Genomic DNA, 16637 nt, shown 5'->3' on the forward strand with positions numbered 1-16637 from the left:
TTAGCCAGCTATATGCTTTTTACAATTCGCAACACCGGCCCGCGTGCCCGAGGGACCCATTCGTGAAAACTGCTGTAGCGCCCCTGCCTGTCGACCCTGAGCCTGCCCCGCTGAACGAGATCTGGATCGAGAAAGGTACTCCCGCCTTCCTCAAGACCGTGCTGGCATTGTTCAGCGGCGGCTTTGCCACCTTTGCCCTGCTCTACTGCGTGCAACCGATGATGCCGTTGCTGTCGCAGGAGTTCTCCATCAACGCCGCGCAGAGCAGCCTGGTGCTGTCGGTGTCGACGGCGATGCTCGCCTTTGGCCTGCTGGTCACCGGGCCGATCTCGGACCGGATCGGCCGTAAGCCGGTAATGGTATTCGCCCTGGTCTGCGCTGCGCTGTCGACCCTGGCCAGCGCGGTAATGCCAAGCTGGGAGCTGGTGCTGGCGACCCGGGCCTTGGTGGGCTTGTCGCTCAGCGGCCTGGCAGCGGTGGCAATGACTTACCTGAGTGAGGAAATTCATCCGCAGCACATCGGCCTGGCCATGGGCCTGTACATCGGCGGCAATGCCATCGGCGGCATGAGCGGGCGGCTGATCACTGGCGTGCTGATCGACTTCGTCAGCTGGCACACGGCGATGCTGACCATTGGCGGGCTAGCCCTGGCAGCGGCGCTGGTGTTCTGGAAAGTGCTGCCCGAGTCGCGCAACTTCCGCCCGCAAGCGATGAACCCGCGCAGCCTGCTCGATGGCTTTGTCATGCACTTTCGCGACGCCGGTTTGCCGTGGTTGTTCCTTGAAGCGTTCCTGCTGATGGGCGCCTTCGTCACCCTGTTCAACTACATCGGCTACCGCTTGCTGGCCGAGCCCTATCACATGAACCAAGCGCTGGTGGGCTTGCTCTCGGTGGTTTACCTGTCGGGTATCTACAGTTCGGCGCAGGTCGGCGCCCTTGCCGATAAGCTGGGGCGGCGCAAAGTGTTCTGGGCGAGCATCCTGGTGATGGCAGGCGGGCTGTTGCTGACCCTGGCCAGCCCGCTGGCGATGGTGATCCTGGGCATGCTGGTGTTCACCTTTGGCTTCTTTGGCGCGCACTCGGTGGCCAGCAGCTGGATTGGCCGACGCGCATTGAAGGCCAAGGGCCAGGCGTCTTCGCTGTATCTGTTCTGCTATTACGCCGGATCGAGTGTGGCCGGGACGGCCGGTGGGGTGTTCTGGCACATGGCCGGATGGAACGGGATTGGCCTGTTCATTGGCAGCCTGTTGGCGGTGGCGTTGTTGGTGGCGTTGCACCTAAGCCGATTGGCGCCCAAGACCACGTGAAGCCGGGGCCGCTTTGCGGCCCTTCGCGGCGGTTCGGCGCCCCGACAAGCCCGCTCCCACAGAGTCTTGCAGCGCTGTCGAACCCTGTGGGAGCGGGCTTGCCCGCGAAGGGTCGCAAAGCGACCCCAGTCCTCTGGATCAGTTAATGATCTCGACGATATCCACATCCACTTCGCGGCTCATCAGGTTCTTCTCGACTTCACCGGTCAGCTTGACCTTGGTCTTGTCATTGAAGCCTGCCGCTGGCATGTCCTCATCGTCGATCTCGACTGTGATGGTGCCGGTGTTGTCCTTGAATTCGTACTTGTCGTCGTTATCCAGCTTCTTGGTCACGAAGCCTTGCAGAACAACACGGGTGTCGTCAGCGGCGTCGTTGGCAGCGGCTACGGTGGTGACCGGTTGAGCACCTGGACCGGTGTAGGTATTGGCCAGGGCAGCGGTGCTGAACAGCGGCGCGAGAATCAGGGCGAAGTAGCGAGCTTTCATGAGGTCAGGTCCTGTATCGGTTGAGATGGGACCAGATTAACGACGATCGCTGAATTAAACCTTAATCCAAACGTATCGCGGGGCAAGCCCACTCCCACGCCTCGTCCCTGAGGACTTTTGCGTGGGAGCGGGCTGGCCCCGCGATTGATTCAACGCTTACTGGTGATACTGCGCGGACAGCTCGTGCACCGCGTTGATGAACGCGCCTGCATGCTCTGGATCGACCTCTGGGGTAATGCCATGCCCCAGGTTGAATACATGCCCGGTGCCCTTGCCGTAGCTGGCCAGAATCCGCGCAACTTCCTGGCGAATCGCGGCAGGCTTGGCGTACAGCACGGTTGGGTCCATGTTGCCCTGCAGGGCCACCTTGTCGCCGACCCGGCGGCGGGCATCGCCAATCTCGCAGGTCCAGTCCAGGCCCAACGCGTCAGCGCCAGCCTCGGCGATGCTTTCCAGCCACATGCCGCCGTTCTTGGTGAACAGGATCACCGGCACCTTGCGCCCGTCGTGCTCGCGGATCAGGCCGCTGACGATCTTGCGCATGTAGGCCAGGGAGAACTCCTGGTAGGCCGCCGCCGACAGGTTGCCACCCCAGGTGTCGAAGATCTGCACTGCCTGGGCACCGGCCTGGATCTGGCCGTTGAGGTAGCTGGTGACCGACTGGGCCAGCTTGTCCAGCAGCAGGTGCAGGGCCTGCGGGTTGTCGTAGAGCATGGCCTTGATCTTGCGGAAGTCCTTGGAGGAGCCGCCTTCGACCATGTAGGTGGCCAGGGTCCAGGGGCTGCCGGAGAAGCCGATCAGCGGTACGCGGCCATTGAGCTCACGGCGGATGGTGCTGACCGCGTCCATCACGTAGCCCAGGTCCTTGTGCGGATCAGGGATTGGCAGCGCTTCGATGTCCGCCAGGGTGCTGATGACCTTCTTGAAACGCGGGCCTTCGCCGGTTTCGAAGTACAGGCCCTGGCCCATGGCATCGGGGATGGTGAGGATGTCCGAGAAGAGGATCGCTGCGTCCAGCGGGTAACGGTCCAGCGGCTGCAGGGTGACCTCGCAGGCGAACTGCGGGTTCATGCACAGGCTCATGAAGTCACCCGCCTTGGCTCGGCTGGCGCGGTACTCCGGCAGGTAGCGGCCGGCCTGGCGCATCATCCAGACTGGAGTGACGTCTACGGGTTGCTTGAGCAGTGCACGCAGGAAACGATCGTTCTTCAGGGCAGTCATGTCGGCATCCGGAAAAAAAGTGCGGGCATTTTCTCAGACGTACAGAGAAAAGGCACGGTTGTTTGTCTATCCGTCTGCCTTGGATCAATTATTTTTGTATACAAACAACATCGCGGGGCAAGCCCGCTCCCACGCAGCACACACTTCTGCATGGCAGCGGGCTTACCCCGCGATAGCCATCGATCAGACTTCGAGGTAGTCCAGGATCCCTTCGGCAGCGGTGCGCCCTTCGAAGATCGCCGTCACCACCAGGTCAGAACCGCGCACCATGTCGCCACCGGCAAACACTTTAGGGTTGCTGGTCTGGTGCTTGAACTTGGCCTTCTCAGGTGCAACCACCCGCCCTTGGCTGTCGGTTTGAATGCCGTACTGCTCGAACCACGGCGCTGGGCTCGGACGGAAACCGAAGGCGATCACCACGGCATCGGCCGGCAGGATCTCCTCGGAGCCCGGAATCGGCTCAGGGCTACGACGGCCACGGGCATCCGGCTCGCCGAGACGGGTCTCGACCACCTTCACCCCTTCAACCTTGTCCTCGCCAACGATGGCGATCGGCTGGCGGTTGTAGAGGAATTTCACCCCCTCTTCCTTGGCGTTCTTCACCTCTTTGCGCGAACCGGGCATGTTCGCTTCGTCACGACGGTAGGCACAGGTCACCGACTTGGCGCCCTGGCGGATCGAGGTGCGGTTGCAGTCCATCGCGGTATCGCCACCGCCGAGCACCACCACCTTCTTGCCCTGCATGTCGACGAAGTCTTCCGGCGACTTTTCAAAGCCCAGGTTGCGGTTGACGTTGGCGATCAGGAAGTCCAGTGCATCGTGCACGCCCGGCAGGTCTTCACCCGGGAAGCCGCCCTTCATGTAGGTGTAGGTGCCCATGCCCATGAACACTGCGTCGTACTCGGCGAGCAGTTGTTCCAGGGTGATGTCCTTGCCCACTTCGGTGTTCAGGCGGAACTCGATGCCCATGCCGGTGAAGACTTCGCGGCGATTGCTCAGCACGGTCTTTTCCAGCTTGAACTCGGGGATGCCGAAAGTAAGCAGGCCACCGATTTCAGGGTTGCGGTCGAACACCACCGGAGTCACCCCGGCACGCACCAGCACGTCAGCACAGCCCAGGCCCGCAGGGCCGGCACCGATGATCGCGACGCGCTTGCCGGTCGGCTTGACCTTGGACATGTCCGGACGCCAGCCCATGGCGAAGGCGGTGTCGGTGATGTACTTCTCCACCGAGCCGATGGTCACGGCACCAAAGCCGTCGTTGAGGGTGCAGGCACCTTCGCACAGGCGATCCTGCGGGCACACGCGGCCGCAGACTTCCGGCAAGGTGTTGGTCTGGTGCGACAGTTCCGCCGCCGCCAGAATGTTGCCCTCGGAGACCAGCTTCAACCAGTTGGGGATGAAATTGTGCACCGGGCACTTCCATTCGCAGTACGGGTTGCCGCAACCCAGGCAACGGTGCGCCTGCTCGACGGACTGCTGGGGCTTGAAGGGTTCGTAGATCTCGACGAACTCCTTCTTGCGCTGACGCAGCAGCTTTTTCTTCGGGTCTTTGCGCCCGACTTCGATGAACTGGAAGTCGTTATTCAGACGTTCAGCCATTTTTCAAAACCTCTCAACAGCAGCTGCAAGCGATAAGCTGCAAGCCGCAAGACGATCACGTAAGCCCGGCAAACCTCGCACTGCGTTCACTTGCAGCTTGAGGCTTGCCACTTGCAGCTGCTTTTACTGCGGGTTGGCACGGGTACTGGACAGCAACTGCTTGAGATTGGCCGCCTTCGGCTTGACCAGCCAGAAGCGCCGCACGTAGTCGTCCAGGTTCTCCGAGAGCTCACGCCCCCACTCGCTGCCGGTCTCTTCAACGTATTCGGCAAGGACCCGCGCCAGGTGGCTACGGTAAGCCTCCATCGCTTCACCACTGATACGCTGGATTTCCACCAGCTCGTGGTTGAGCTTGTCGACGAAGCTGTTGTCCATGTCGAGCACGTAGGCGAAGCCGCCAGTCATGCCAGAACCGAAGTTGTAACCGGTCTTGCCCAAGACGCAGACAAAGCCGCCGGTCATGTATTCACAGCAGTGATCGCCGGTGCCCTCGACCACAGCGTGGGCGCCGGAGTTACGTACAGCGAAGCGCTCACCTGCGGTACCGGCGGCGAACAGCTTGCCGCCAGTGGCACCGTATAGGCAGGTATTGCCGACGATGGCGCTGTCCTGGGTTTTGAACGGGCTGCCAGCAGGCGGCACGATGGTCACCTTGCCACCGGTCATGCCCTTGCCGACGTAGTCGTTGGCATCACCTTCGAGCAGCAGGTTCAGGCCGCCGGCGTTCCACACACCGAAGCTCTGCCCCGCAGTCCCCTTGAAGCGGAAGGTGATTGGCTTGGCGGACATGCCCTGGTTGCCGTACAGCTTGGCGATTTCGCCAGAGATGCGCGCACCAATCGAACGGTCACAGTTGCAGATGTCCAGGCTGAACTCACCACCGACCTGGTCGCGGATCGCCGGCAAGGCCATCTCGACCATCTTCTCGGCCAGCTCGCCTTGATCGAACGGCGGGTTCTTGTCGACTTCGCAGAACTGCGGCTTGTCGGCCGGGATGTGCGAGCTGCCCAACAGCGGGCTGAGGTCGAGGTACTGCTGGCGCTCGGTGTCGCCTGGCAGTACTTCGAGCAGGTCGGTGCGACCGATCAGCTCGCCGAGGCTGCTGACGCCCAGCTTGGCCAGCCACTCACGGGTTTCTTCGGCGACGAAGGTGAAGAAGTTGATCACCATGTCGACCGTGCCGATGTAGTGATCCTTGCGCAGCTTGTCGTTCTGGGTCGCGACGCCGGTGGCGCAGTTGTTCAGGTGGCAGATACGCAGGTATTTGCAGCCCAGGGCGATCATCGGCGCGGTGCCGAAACCGAAGCTTTCGGCGCCGAGAATGGCGGCCTTGATCACGTCCAGGCCAGTTTTCAGGCCACCGTCGGTCTGCACCCGCACCTTGCCGCGCAGGTCGTTGCCGCGCAGGGTCTGGTGGGTCTCGGCCAGGCCCAGCTCCCACGGTGCACCGGCGTACTTGATCGAAGTCAGCGGCGAAGCGCCGGTGCCGCCGTCGTAGCCGGAGATGGTGATCAGGTCGGCATAGGCCTTGGCCACGCCGGCGGCGATGGTGCCCACGCCAGCTTCAGCGACCAGTTTGACCGAGACCAGCGCCTGCGGGTTGACCTGCTTGAGGTCGTAGATCAGCTGGGCCAAGTCCTCGATCGAGTAGATGTCATGGTGCGGCGGCGGCGAGATCAGGGTCACGCCCGGAACCGCATAACGCAGTTTGGCGATCAGGCCGTTGACCTTGCCGCCTGGCAGCTGGCCACCTTCGCCCGGCTTGGCGCCCTGGGCCACCTTGATCTGCAGCACTTCGGCGTTGACCAGGTATTCGGGGGTGACACCAAAGCGGCCCGTGGCGACCTGCTTGATCTTGGAGCTACGCACGGTGCCGTAACGCGACGGGTCTTCACCGCCCTCACCGGAGTTGGAGCGCGCGCCCAGGCGGTTCATCGCCTCGGCCAGGGCCTCGTGGGCTTCTGGAGACAGCGCCCCCAGCGAGATACCGGCAGAGTCGAAGCGCTTGAGGATCGCCTCCAGCGGCTCGACCTGATCCAGCGCCAGCGGCTGCTCGGCCATCTTGACCTTGAGCAGGTCGCGGATCATCGACACCGGCCGGGTGTCGACCAGCGTGGTGTATTCCTTGAACTTGGCGTAGTCGCCCTGCTGCACGGCGGCCTGCAAGGTGTTGACCACATCCGGGTTGTAGGCATGGTATTCGCCACCATGGACGAACTTGAGCAGCCCGCCTTGCTGGATCGGCTTGCGCGCGCTCCAGGCTTCGGCGGCGAGCAGCTTCTGGTCGCCTTCCAGGTCGACGAAACGCGCGCCCTTGATGCGGCTCGGTACGCCCTTGAAGCTCAGGCCGACCACTTCGTCGGACAGGCCGATGGCTTCGAACAGCTGCGCGCCACGGTACGAGGCGATGGTCGAGATACCCATCTTCGACAGGATCTTCAGCAGCCCCTTGGAGATGCCCTTGCGGTAGTACTTGAACACTTCGTCCAGATCGCCCAGCACTTCGCCGGTACGGATCAGGTCGGCCAGCACTTCGTAGGCCAGGTAGGGGTACACCGCCGAGGCACCGAAGCCCAGCAGCACGGCGAAGTGATGCGGGTCGCGGGCGGTAGCGGTCTCTACCAGGATGTTGCTGTCGCAGCGCAGGCCCTGTTCGGTCAGGCGGTGATGCACCGCGCCCACGGCCAGCGAAGCGTGCACCGGCAGTTTGCCAGGGGCGATGTAACGGTCGCTCAGCACCAGCTGGGTCTTGCCAGCCCGCACCGCTTCTTCAGCCTGATCGGCGATGTTGCGGATGGCAGCTTCCAGGCCAATGCTTTGTTCGTAGTTGAGGTCGATCAGCTGACGCTCGAAGCCTTCGCGCTCCAGGTTCATCAGCGAGCGCCACTTGGCTGGCGAGATCACTGGCGAGCTGAGGATCACCCGCGAAGCATGCTCTGGGGACTCCTGGAAGATGTTGCGCTCGGCACCCAGGCAGATCTCCAGCGACATCACGATCGCTTCGCGCAGCGGGTCGATCGGGGGGTTGGTCACCTGGGCGAACTGCTGGCGGAAGAAGTCGTACGGCGAACGCACGCGCTGCGACAGCACTGCCATCGGCGTGTCGTCACCCATCGAGCCGACCGCTTCCTGGCCCTGCTCACCGAGCGGACGCAGGACCTGGTCACGCTCTTCGAAGGTGACCTGGAACATCTTCATGAATTGCTTGAGCTGGTCAGCATCGTAGCTGGCCGCGCCCTGGTCATCGCTCAGGGTCGCCTGGATGCGCGTGGCGTGCTGGCGCAACCAGCGCTTGTACGGATGGCGCGACTTGAGGCGGTTGTCGATGGCGTCGGTGTCGAGGATCTGCCCGGTCTCGGTGTCCACGGCAAAGATCTGCCCCGGACCAACCCGACCCTTGGCGACCACGTCCTCTGGCTTGTAGTCCCACACGCCGATTTCCGAGGCGAGGGTGATGTAGCCGTTGCGCGTGGTGACCCAGCGCGCCGGGCGCAGGCCGTTGCGGTCGAGCAGGCAGACGGCATGGCGACCTTCGGTCATGACGATACCGGCCGGGCCGTCCCACGGCTCCATGTGCATGGAGTTGTATTCGTAGAAGGCACGCAGGTCGGCGTCCATGGTCTCGACGTTCTGCCACGCTGGCGGCACCAGCATGCGCACGCCGCGGAACAGGTCGATGCCGCCGGTGACCATCAGTTCGAGCATGTTGTCCATGCTCGAGGAGTCCGAACCTACGCGGTTGACCAGCGGGCCAAGCTCTTCGAGATCGGGAATCAGGTCGTTGGCGAATTTGGTGCGACGGGCCATGGCCCAGTTGCGGTTGCCGGTGATGGTGTTGATCTCGCCGTTATGGGCGAGGAAGCGGAACGGCTGGGCCAACGGCCACTTCGGCAGGGTGTTGGTCGAGAAACGCTGGTGGAAAACGCAGATCGCGGTTTGCAGGCGTGGGTCATCGAGGTCTGGATAGAACGCCGCGAGATCGCGCGGCATCATCAGGCCTTTGTAGATGATGGTCTTGTGCGAGAAGCTGCAGATGTAGTGGTCGCTGTCGTGGGCGTTGGCCACAGACGAGCGACGACGGGCACTGAACAGCTTGATGGCGAACTCTTGGTCGCTCAGGCCTTCACCGCCGATGAATACCTGCTCGATCTGCGGCAGGCGCTCCAGGGCCAGGCGGCCGAGCACGCTGGTGTCGATCGGCACTTTGCGCCAGCCGACCAGCTTCAGGCCAGCGGCGAGGATCTCGCGGTCCATGTTGGCGCGCGCGGCTTGCGCTTTAACCGGGTCCTGGTTGAAGAACACCATGCCTACCGCGTACTGCTTGGGCAGCTCGACGGCGAAATGCTCTTGGGCCACGGCGCGCAAAAACTGATCGGGCTTCTGCATGAGCAAGCCGCAACCGTCGCCGGTCTTGCCGTCGGCGTTGATCCCACCGCGGTGGGTCATGCAGGTCAACGCCTGCATGGCAGTTTGCAGAAGGTGGTGACTTGGCTCGCCCGTCATATGGGCGATCAGGCCGAAACCACAGTTGTCCTTGAATTCTTCCGGATGGTACAGACCTGTTTTCATAGACACATTCTCACCAGGTTCACCTCTCGACGGAGGCAAATCTCTTTTTAGTACAACCACTTACCATCCACACCGGTCGAATGCCAGCTTTTTTGCGGGGGGCAACGTGAAACCATTGTTGCACAGCGACAGTGAAGCTCACAAATTCTAACGACGAATCGTTGTAAATTTATGTCGCAATTTTGAATGTTTTTGACCTTTCGCCGTGGTACGGCATTGGTCGGAGTCTGAAGCGTTTCAGCCTGGACTGCAAGAGAGGGCTTGTGGCCGGCAGTCTGGGACAGAAAAGCCTGCCGCGTTTGAACGCAGCAGGCTAGACGAAAGTCAGGAGTCGCTCAGCATCTGGGCAGCGGGGTGGTGCCGCCCGGAAGGTATCAGCGAGCCGTAGCCAGCTCTTGTTGGACGCTGGCAACGGTACGTGGCCAAGGTTTACCAGCCTGGACCTTCGCTGGCAAGTTCTTGATTGCCGCAACCGCTGCATCACGGTTGGCGAAGTTGCCGTAAGTGACGACGTACAGTGGCTTGCCCTGCAGGGTTTTCTTGAAGTAGCGATAGTCGCCACCCTGCGCTTTGACGAACGATTGGGCCGATGCCTCGGAGCTGGTGCCGAGGATCTGCACCACGTAATTGCCTGGTTTTTGGCCCGAGTACCAGCTGCTGTTGCCACTGCCACCAGCAGCAGGTTTAGCCGCTGGCTTGGCGGTTGCGACCTGAGTCGGAGCCGGCGCTGGCTTGGCAGGCGCTACCGGTTTGGCCGGCTGGGTTGCAACAGGCTTCGGTGCAGGCGCAACCGGCTGGCTTGGCGCGCTGGCGATTGGCTGCGCAGGTGCCGTAGCTGGCCCCGCAGGAACACCTTCAGGCGGCGCAATGGTGGTAACGGTCGGCGGGTTGGCGGGCTGTAGCGCAGTGTTGCCGGCTGGACCGCCCTCTTCGCCATCGCCCATGCCTGCGGCCTGGGCTAGCGGCTCGCGCATGACCGGTTGCGACTGACCTACCAGCGGCAGTGGCATTGGCTGGGAGGAGCCGGAGAACTCGATGGCAGGGTTGCCATTGTTGGCCTGGGCGTTGCCCGGCTGGCCTTCACCCAACGGCAGCTGGGCTTGGGCCGCAGGTGCGTCGGTAGGGGCTTTATCGGCGCCCTTCTTGGGCATCAGGACCGCCGCAGCAACGGCGACCACTACGACAGCAGACAGCGCGAGCACGTGTTTTTTAGGCATTTTGAACCCCATGGATGGTCGCTTCGCCGTACTGCGGGTGGCGATCATGGCTTCGATCAAGGTATCGCGGGCGACCTGGTTGATAGTGCCAGGCCAGCCGTCCGAATGTTCATGGATATCGACGATCTGTTCAGCGCTGAACACCTCGATGCCCCGGCCAGCGCCCTCCAGGCGTTGCTCCAGGTACTCGCGGGTTTCTTCCTCGCTGTAGGGGGCAAGCTCAATGACGTGGAAACGATCACCATCGGCATTGAGCTCATCCAACCCTGCGATCAGCGAGGGCTCACCGAACAGGAACACGTGCGGACGCCCTTCCGGAACCCCCGCCGCCAACTCCAGCAACGCTTGGAGTGCCGACTCGCCGAGTTGTTCCGCATCGTCCACCAACAGATAGACTTCCTGACCGGTCAGCGCCAGTTGTACCACCTGGGACAGAATGGCTTGCACCTCGGCCTGGGCTACCCCAAGCGCCTGGGCCACCTGGCCCAGCACGCTGGCAGCATCGCTGGCGCCACGGGCGGAAACCACCACGCTCTGTACCGACTGTTTGTTGGTGCTTGCCACCAGCGCCTGGCGCAGCAGGGTCTTGCCGCTGCCCACCGGCCCTGTGACCACCAGCATCAGCTGGCTGTAGCGGGCCAGGTGATGCAACTGCCCCAACACTGGCTTGCGCTGGGCGGGGAAGAACTTGAAGCCGGGCACACGCGGCGCGAACGGATCGTGGCTCAGTTGGTAATGGTCGAGAAACGCCTCATCGGCATGCAAACTGGTCATTGCGCTGTCACAACCTCAAAGCTGGGCCACGATCGCGCGGTAATCCGCTGCCAGCGTGGCCTGAAGGATCTCTTTCGGATAGTCGTCGGTAATCACGGCTTCGCCCAGCTGGCGCAACAGCACCAGGCGCAAGCGACCGTCGAGAACCTTTTTGTCGACCGCCATATGCTCCATGAAATGCGCCGGGGTCATTTCCTGTGGGGGCACCACCGGCAATCCTGCGTCCTGCAGCAGGCGAATAGCGCGATCACGCGCCGGCTGGTCGATCCAGCCCAGGCGCATGGACATTTCCAGGGCCATTACCGTGCCGGCTGCCACGGCTTCGCCGTGCAGCCAGACGCCGTAGCCCATGTGGGTCTCTATGGCATGGCCAAAGGTATGACCCAGGTTGAGGGTCGCACGCACGCCAGACTCACGCTCGTCAGCTCCGACCACCGCAGCCTTGGCCGCGCAGGAGCGGCGAATGGCCTCGGTCAGGGCAGCGTTATCCAGGCCACGCAGGGCCGTCATATTGTCTTCGAGCCAGTCAAGGAACGGCCTGTCGCAGATCAGGCCGTACTTGATGACTTCGGCAAGCCCTGCCGACAGCTCGCGCTCTGGCAGAGTCTTGAGGGTGGTGGTGTCGATCAGCACCGCATTGGGCTGATAGAAGGCACCGACCATGTTCTTGCCCAGCGGGTGGTTGATGCCGGTCTTGCCGCCAACCGAGGAATCGACCTGGGACAACAGCGTGGTCGGCACTTGGATGAAATCGACACCGCGCTGATAGCACGCGGCAGCGAAACCCGCCATATCGCCGATCACGCCTCCGCCCAGTGCGACCACGGTGGTACGCCGATCATGGCGTGCGCTGAGCAGGCCATCGAAGATCAACTGCAGGGTTTCCCAGTTCTTGTAGGCTTCGCCGTCGGGCAGCACCACATGCACCACCGAGTAGGCGCCCAGGGTGCGACTCAAGCGTTCGAGATACAGGGGCGCGACGGTCTCGTTGGAAACGATGGCGACTTGCCGGCCGGCAATGTGCGGTGCCAGCAACTCAGGCTGGTCCAACAGGCCTTCGCCAATGTAGATCGGGTAGCTGCGTTCGCCCAGATCGACCTTTAGTGTCTGCATGTATCCCCACAATGTGCTTGGGCGCGGCATCGCCAGTGCAATCCGCGCGGTAACGTTGAACCCTGCCTCGGCATTGGCTGCCGAGGATAGTCCCCGGCTTAGCGGGGCGGCAACTTCTCCAGGCGCTCGAGGATATCGAGCACTACCATGCGCGGTGGCCGTTCGTCGGTTTCCACCACCAGATCAGCGATCTCGCGGTAAAGCGGATCGCGCGATTCCAGCAGCGCACGCAAGGTCGCCTCGGGATTGGCTGTGCGCAACAGCGGGCGATTGCGATCACGTGCGGTGCGGCCGACCTGCTGCTCTACCGAGGCGTGCAGGTAGATCACTCGTCCGCCGGCGTGCAGCGCCTGGCGATTGGCCTCACGCATCACCGCCCCGCCACCCGTGGCCACGACCACGCCGTCCAGCTCGCAGAGCTCGGCGATCATCGCCTCTTCACGATCCCGGAAACCCGGCTCGCCTTCCTTGTCGAAGATCCACGGGATATTGGCGCCGGTTCGCAGCTCGATTTCCTTGTCGGAATCCTTGAACAGCAAACGCAGCTCTTTGGCCAAAAGGCGACCGATGGTGCTTTTGCCAGCACCCATGGGGCCTACAAGTATCAAATTTCGCACAGAATCAACGACTCACAGCAATCGCCTGGTCACTCATGATACGCGGAGTCAGGAAGACCAGCAGCTCGGATTTTTTCTCTTGTAATGCATCGCGTCGAAACAGCCGCCCAACATACGGCAGATCGCCGAAAAATGGCACCTTGTCGACCACATTGTTTTGCGAAGTCGAGTAGACGCCACCGATAACGATGGTTTGGCCATCAGCCACCCGGACCTTGGCATTGACCTCGTTCTTGCGAATCGGCGGTACGTTGTTCAAGGCATTGACGAAGTCTGGCTCGTCCTTGGTCACCTTGACCGTCATGATAACGCTACCGTCTGGCGTAATTTGTGGTGTGACCTCCAGTGACAACGATGCCTCGCGAAAAGAGATAGAGGTCGCGCCATTTCTGCTGGTCTCCTGATAGGGCACCTCGGTGCCCTTGAGGATGCGGGCAGTCTCCTTGTCTGCCGTAACCACTTTAGGCTGGGAGATGATCTCGCCATTGCCGCTTTTTTCCATGGCACTGAGCTCCAGATCGAGCAACGTATCGCCACGCAGCAACCCCAAACCCACCCCGGATGTGGCGCGGTCGACGCCAAGGTCGACAAACAGGCCGTTAGTCAGCTGCGCATCGCCCGCCGAGAATGACGCGCCCCAACGCACACCCAGGCTTTTCTCGTAATCGACATTGGCCTCGACGATGCGCGCCTCGATCATGACCTGACGCACAGGCACATCCAGTTGCGCGACCAAGCGCCGCAACTCTTCGAGGCGCGCTGCCGGCTGGTGGGCAACCAAGGTGTTGGTACGCACATCCACGCTCAGGCTGCCACGCCCAGCTTCTCCCGCTTCGGCGAGCGTGGCCCGCAACAGCTCGGCAAGTTCGCTCGCCTTGGCGTGATGAATGGGCAGCAGCTCGCGAACCAGCGGCTGCAACTGTGCATCGAGCTCCAGCCCCAACTGCGCCTCGCGTGACTGCCCCGCCAACTCGGCCACTGGTGCTACCAGCAGGACACTCCCCTCTTGGCGCCGGGCCAGCCCCTTGCTGCGCAGTACCAGGTCCAAGGCCTGATCCCAGGGCACCTGCTCCAGCCGCAAGGTGATGTTGCCAGTGACTGAGTCGCTGACCACCAGATTGATCCCGGCGTAGTCAGCCAGTACCTGTAGGATCGAGCGCACTTCTACGTCCTGGAAGTTCAACGACAACGGTTCATCCTCGTATGTCGTCGCTGACGCCCCCTGAATCCATAGGATCATTGCCACTAACCACACCGACAGCTGCTTCACGCTCATCCTTGACCCCTTTGCCCGCGCGCTTCCGGAGCGCGAGATACGTCGACCGGTGCTGCCAGGCACCACCGAGGAACACTCGTTCAAGCACTTCTAGCTGGCGCTCATCGATGCGCGTGACGACGCCCTCATCCCTGCCCAGGGGATCGCCCACCTTGACTCGATAGATTCGGCCCGCTGACCACACCAGTGCCTGCGACTGGCCGGCACGCGAAAGGCTGCCGACCATCTCCAGTTGTGCCAGCGGCACCCTGGCCAAGCCTTCCACTGCGAGCCTCGATGACCAGGCTTGAAACGGATCGGAGCGAGGCGGCTCGATGGCTTCCCGGGCCGGCTCATCCGCCAGCGACAATGGCAGCGGCAGCGTCTGCCCGGCGTGATAGGCCTGTACCTGCAGGCGCATCCGCAACACGCCTGTGCGGCCCTGCGCTGCTTCCAGGCGCAGCCCCGAGGGGCGCAACAGGCGCATTTGCCCCAACCACTCGTCGAGCCACGTGCGCAACGCCGGATAGCTACCTACGACTTCAATCTGCAAAGGCGCAACCCAATAATCGCTGGCCTGGACCTCCTCCAGCACATCGAGCCGTTCGAACGACAGCCCAAGGGCGTGTCCGGAACTGGCCAACTGGTCGAGCAGGTCACTCATGCCCTCTCCCGCCGCGAGGCGCCAACGGGCGTCTTGTAGCTGGGCTTGGCTATCAGCCAGCGCCGCCTTGATAGTCGGCAGATCCTGCATCTGTTGCGACTTTTGCGCATGTGCCCGCGCCAACTCGACGAGCGCCTCAGCACCTTGTCGATACGACTGCTGGGGCTCTTGCAGTCGCAACAGCCAGCCCAGGCCCAACACCAGCAAGGCGGGAGCAGCCAGGGCCGCAATCTTCAACGGCCTGGAACTGACAGCGAATTCCTGCCATTCGGCGAACCACGCGCCAGTCACGTGGAAAGCGCCGACAAACGGGCCATCAGCAAGAACTGATCGCCTTGGGAATGCGCCTTGATTTGCTTGAGTTCCAACCCTTCAAGTAGCCGTGACTGTTGCAGTTCGCGCATAAACTGAGCGACTACAGCCGAAGACGCCGCCAGCCCGGTCAATTCAAGCTGCCCGTCTTGCAAGGACAGGTTGGTGAGTTGCAGCCCGGCCGACAACGCCCTTTCCAACTCGGCGAATAATCTTGGCAGTACGCCCTGGCCCACTCTCAAGGCCGCCAGGGCAGCTGATTGTGCCAGCGTGCGCTCACGCGCCTGGCGCAACTGGGCAAGACTCTCCAGTTGTACATCCAACTGCGCGAGGCCAGCTTGGCGCTCGGCAATCCTCGAGGCTTGCTGGAGCCCACGCTGACGCGCCATATGATCCATTACCATGACCGCGCAAAGCGCGAACAGCAGGCTAACCACTAGACCACGCTGAAACCGTCGCACTGCCGCCAGTCGCTGTCGCTCACGCCAGGGCAATAGATTGAGGCGAACCATTATTGCCCCCCTCCCAACGCCAAGCCGCAGGCCAGTGCCATGGACGGCGCGAGCAAAGAGAGTTCTTTTACATCGGCCCGCACCCCATGTAGAGCGCGGAACTGATCGCAAGGTATCCCCAAGCGCTGCTGTAAGCCGTCGATCCAGCCAGATTCTGTAGGTTGCGTTGCAACCATCAGCCCTTGCGGGGTGACACCACGGAAAAGCTGGACAGCCCGCTCCAGCCGCGTTTCGCAAGGCTCAGATGGAGCAAAGCGCACCTCCTGACGTTGCGGCAACCCAGTGTCAGACCAGGTATGCAGAGCTGCACTAGCCGATTCAATCCGCAGCAAAGCGTGCTTGCCAGCCGGCAGAACCCGTCGCAGGGCAATGCTGTCGACCTCCACCGCTACGGCCTGCAAACCTGCCTCTTCAAACACCTGCTCCAGAAGCTCGAGTGAGCGCTGACGACAGGCCGCCACCAGGACATCCACATGCCCCTCAGCCTGCGGCGAAGCGCCCATGACCTGAAAATCCATGGCCAGGTCTTCGAGTGGAAAAGGAAACAGCCGTTCTGCGTCTGCGAGCAGCCGCTCCTCCAGCTGCGCGGCGGTCAGCCCTGCCGGTAGAGAGCAAACCTTGCAGATGACCTCAGCACCCGGCAGCGCTACGGCGACTTGCTGGCGCTTGCAGCCACTGCGCAGATAGGCGCTGCGCAGCGCTTTGATCAGTGGCTGATAGTCTTTTGACCAATCTGCGTGCAATGGCACGTCCAGCGCCTCTTGCGCCCAGGCGAGTGCCTGGTAGCGCCCTTGTCGGCGCTGCACTTGCAGCATGCGTATCGAGTCATGGGCTATTTCCACCCCCAACAGTGAACCGGCATCCTTGCCAAAGCGTCCAAGCATCGCTGCCTCCCTGCTCCATCGTCGCCAAACCGCGCCCACCGATCCGGCAGCCAGGGCCGGCCGGTCGCCCGGAAAGGCGAAAAATGCTTATAATGCCCAGCGTT

General features: G+C 62.3%; 12 protein-coding genes. 1 reads left to right on the plus strand and 11 read right to left on the minus strand.

Features of this window, described 5'->3' with window-relative positions; all coding sequences use genetic code 11:
• Positions 1-62: 62 nt before the first annotated feature.
• Positions 63-1307 carry an MFS transporter gene (locus OIU19_RS15060; RefSeq protein WP_264235666.1) on the plus strand — a complete coding sequence of 415 codons (1245 nt, stop codon included), beginning with the start codon at positions 63-65 and terminating at the stop codon, positions 1305-1307.
• A gap of 138 nt (positions 1308-1445) precedes the next feature.
• On the opposite strand, the gene OIU19_RS15065 is transcribed toward OIU19_RS15060, so the two are convergent.
• The 11 genes from OIU19_RS15065 to pilM form a co-directional block, all read right to left on the minus strand.
• Positions 1446-1793: a NirD/YgiW/YdeI family stress tolerance protein gene (locus OIU19_RS15065; protein ID WP_264235667.1), complete on the minus strand. Its 348-nt coding sequence runs from the start codon at positions 1791-1793 to the stop codon at positions 1446-1448.
• 156 nt (positions 1794-1949) lie between these two features.
• Positions 1950-3014: a uroporphyrinogen decarboxylase gene (gene hemE, locus OIU19_RS15070; protein ID WP_264235668.1), complete on the minus strand. Its 1065-nt coding sequence runs from the start codon at positions 3012-3014 to the stop codon at positions 1950-1952.
• Positions 3015-3197: 183 nt separating this feature from the next.
• Positions 3198-4616, minus strand: coding sequence for an FAD-dependent oxidoreductase (locus OIU19_RS15075; protein WP_264235669.1), 1419 nt, complete (start codon positions 4614-4616; stop codon positions 3198-3200).
• A gap of 123 nt (positions 4617-4739) precedes the next feature.
• The gene (gene gltB / locus OIU19_RS15080) at positions 4740-9185 is read right to left on the minus strand and encodes a glutamate synthase large subunit (RefSeq protein WP_264235670.1); all 4446 of its coding nucleotides are present in this window, start codon (positions 9183-9185) and stop codon (positions 4740-4742) included.
• A 374-nt stretch (positions 9186-9559) separates the two neighbouring features.
• Complete coding sequence (locus OIU19_RS15085; protein WP_264235671.1) at positions 9560-11176, minus strand: SPOR domain-containing protein; 1617 nt, start codon at positions 11174-11176, stop codon at positions 9560-9562.
• Positions 11177-11191: 15 nt separating this feature from the next.
• Positions 11192-12289 carry a 3-dehydroquinate synthase gene (gene aroB, locus OIU19_RS15090; protein ID WP_264235672.1) on the minus strand — a complete coding sequence of 366 codons (1098 nt, stop codon included), beginning with the start codon at positions 12287-12289 and terminating at the stop codon, positions 11192-11194.
• 98 nt (positions 12290-12387) lie between these two features.
• The gene (gene aroK, locus OIU19_RS15095) at positions 12388-12906 is read right to left on the minus strand and encodes a shikimate kinase AroK (RefSeq protein WP_186556571.1); all 519 of its coding nucleotides are present in this window, start codon (positions 12904-12906) and stop codon (positions 12388-12390) included.
• 4 nt (positions 12907-12910) lie between these two features.
• Entirely contained in the window at positions 12911-14146 is a 1236-nt protein-coding gene (locus OIU19_RS15100) for a type IV pilus secretin PilQ (protein WP_372353323.1), read from the minus strand.
• Positions 14100-15116: a pilus assembly protein PilP gene (locus OIU19_RS15105; RefSeq protein ID WP_264235675.1), complete on the minus strand. Its 1017-nt coding sequence runs from the start codon at positions 15114-15116 to the stop codon at positions 14100-14102. The genes OIU19_RS15100 and OIU19_RS15105 overlap by 47 nt, the downstream gene beginning before the upstream one ends.
• Positions 15113-15649: a PilN domain-containing protein gene (locus OIU19_RS15110; RefSeq protein WP_264235676.1), complete on the minus strand. Its 537-nt coding sequence runs from the start codon at positions 15647-15649 to the stop codon at positions 15113-15115. Before OIU19_RS15110 ends, OIU19_RS15105 begins: the two co-directional genes overlap by 4 nt.
• A complete protein-coding gene (gene pilM, locus OIU19_RS15115) occupies positions 15649-16533 on the minus strand; it encodes a type IV pilus biogenesis protein PilM (protein ID WP_372353324.1) in 885 nt (294 codons plus the stop codon). The genes OIU19_RS15110 and pilM overlap by 1 nt, the downstream gene beginning before the upstream one ends.
• Between the last annotated feature and the right edge of the window lie 104 nt (positions 16534-16637).

This window comes from Pseudomonas sp. BT-42-2 (assembly GCF_025847435.2).
GTDB classification, from domain to species: domain Bacteria; phylum Pseudomonadota; class Gammaproteobacteria; order Pseudomonadales; family Pseudomonadaceae; genus Aquipseudomonas; species Aquipseudomonas urmiensis.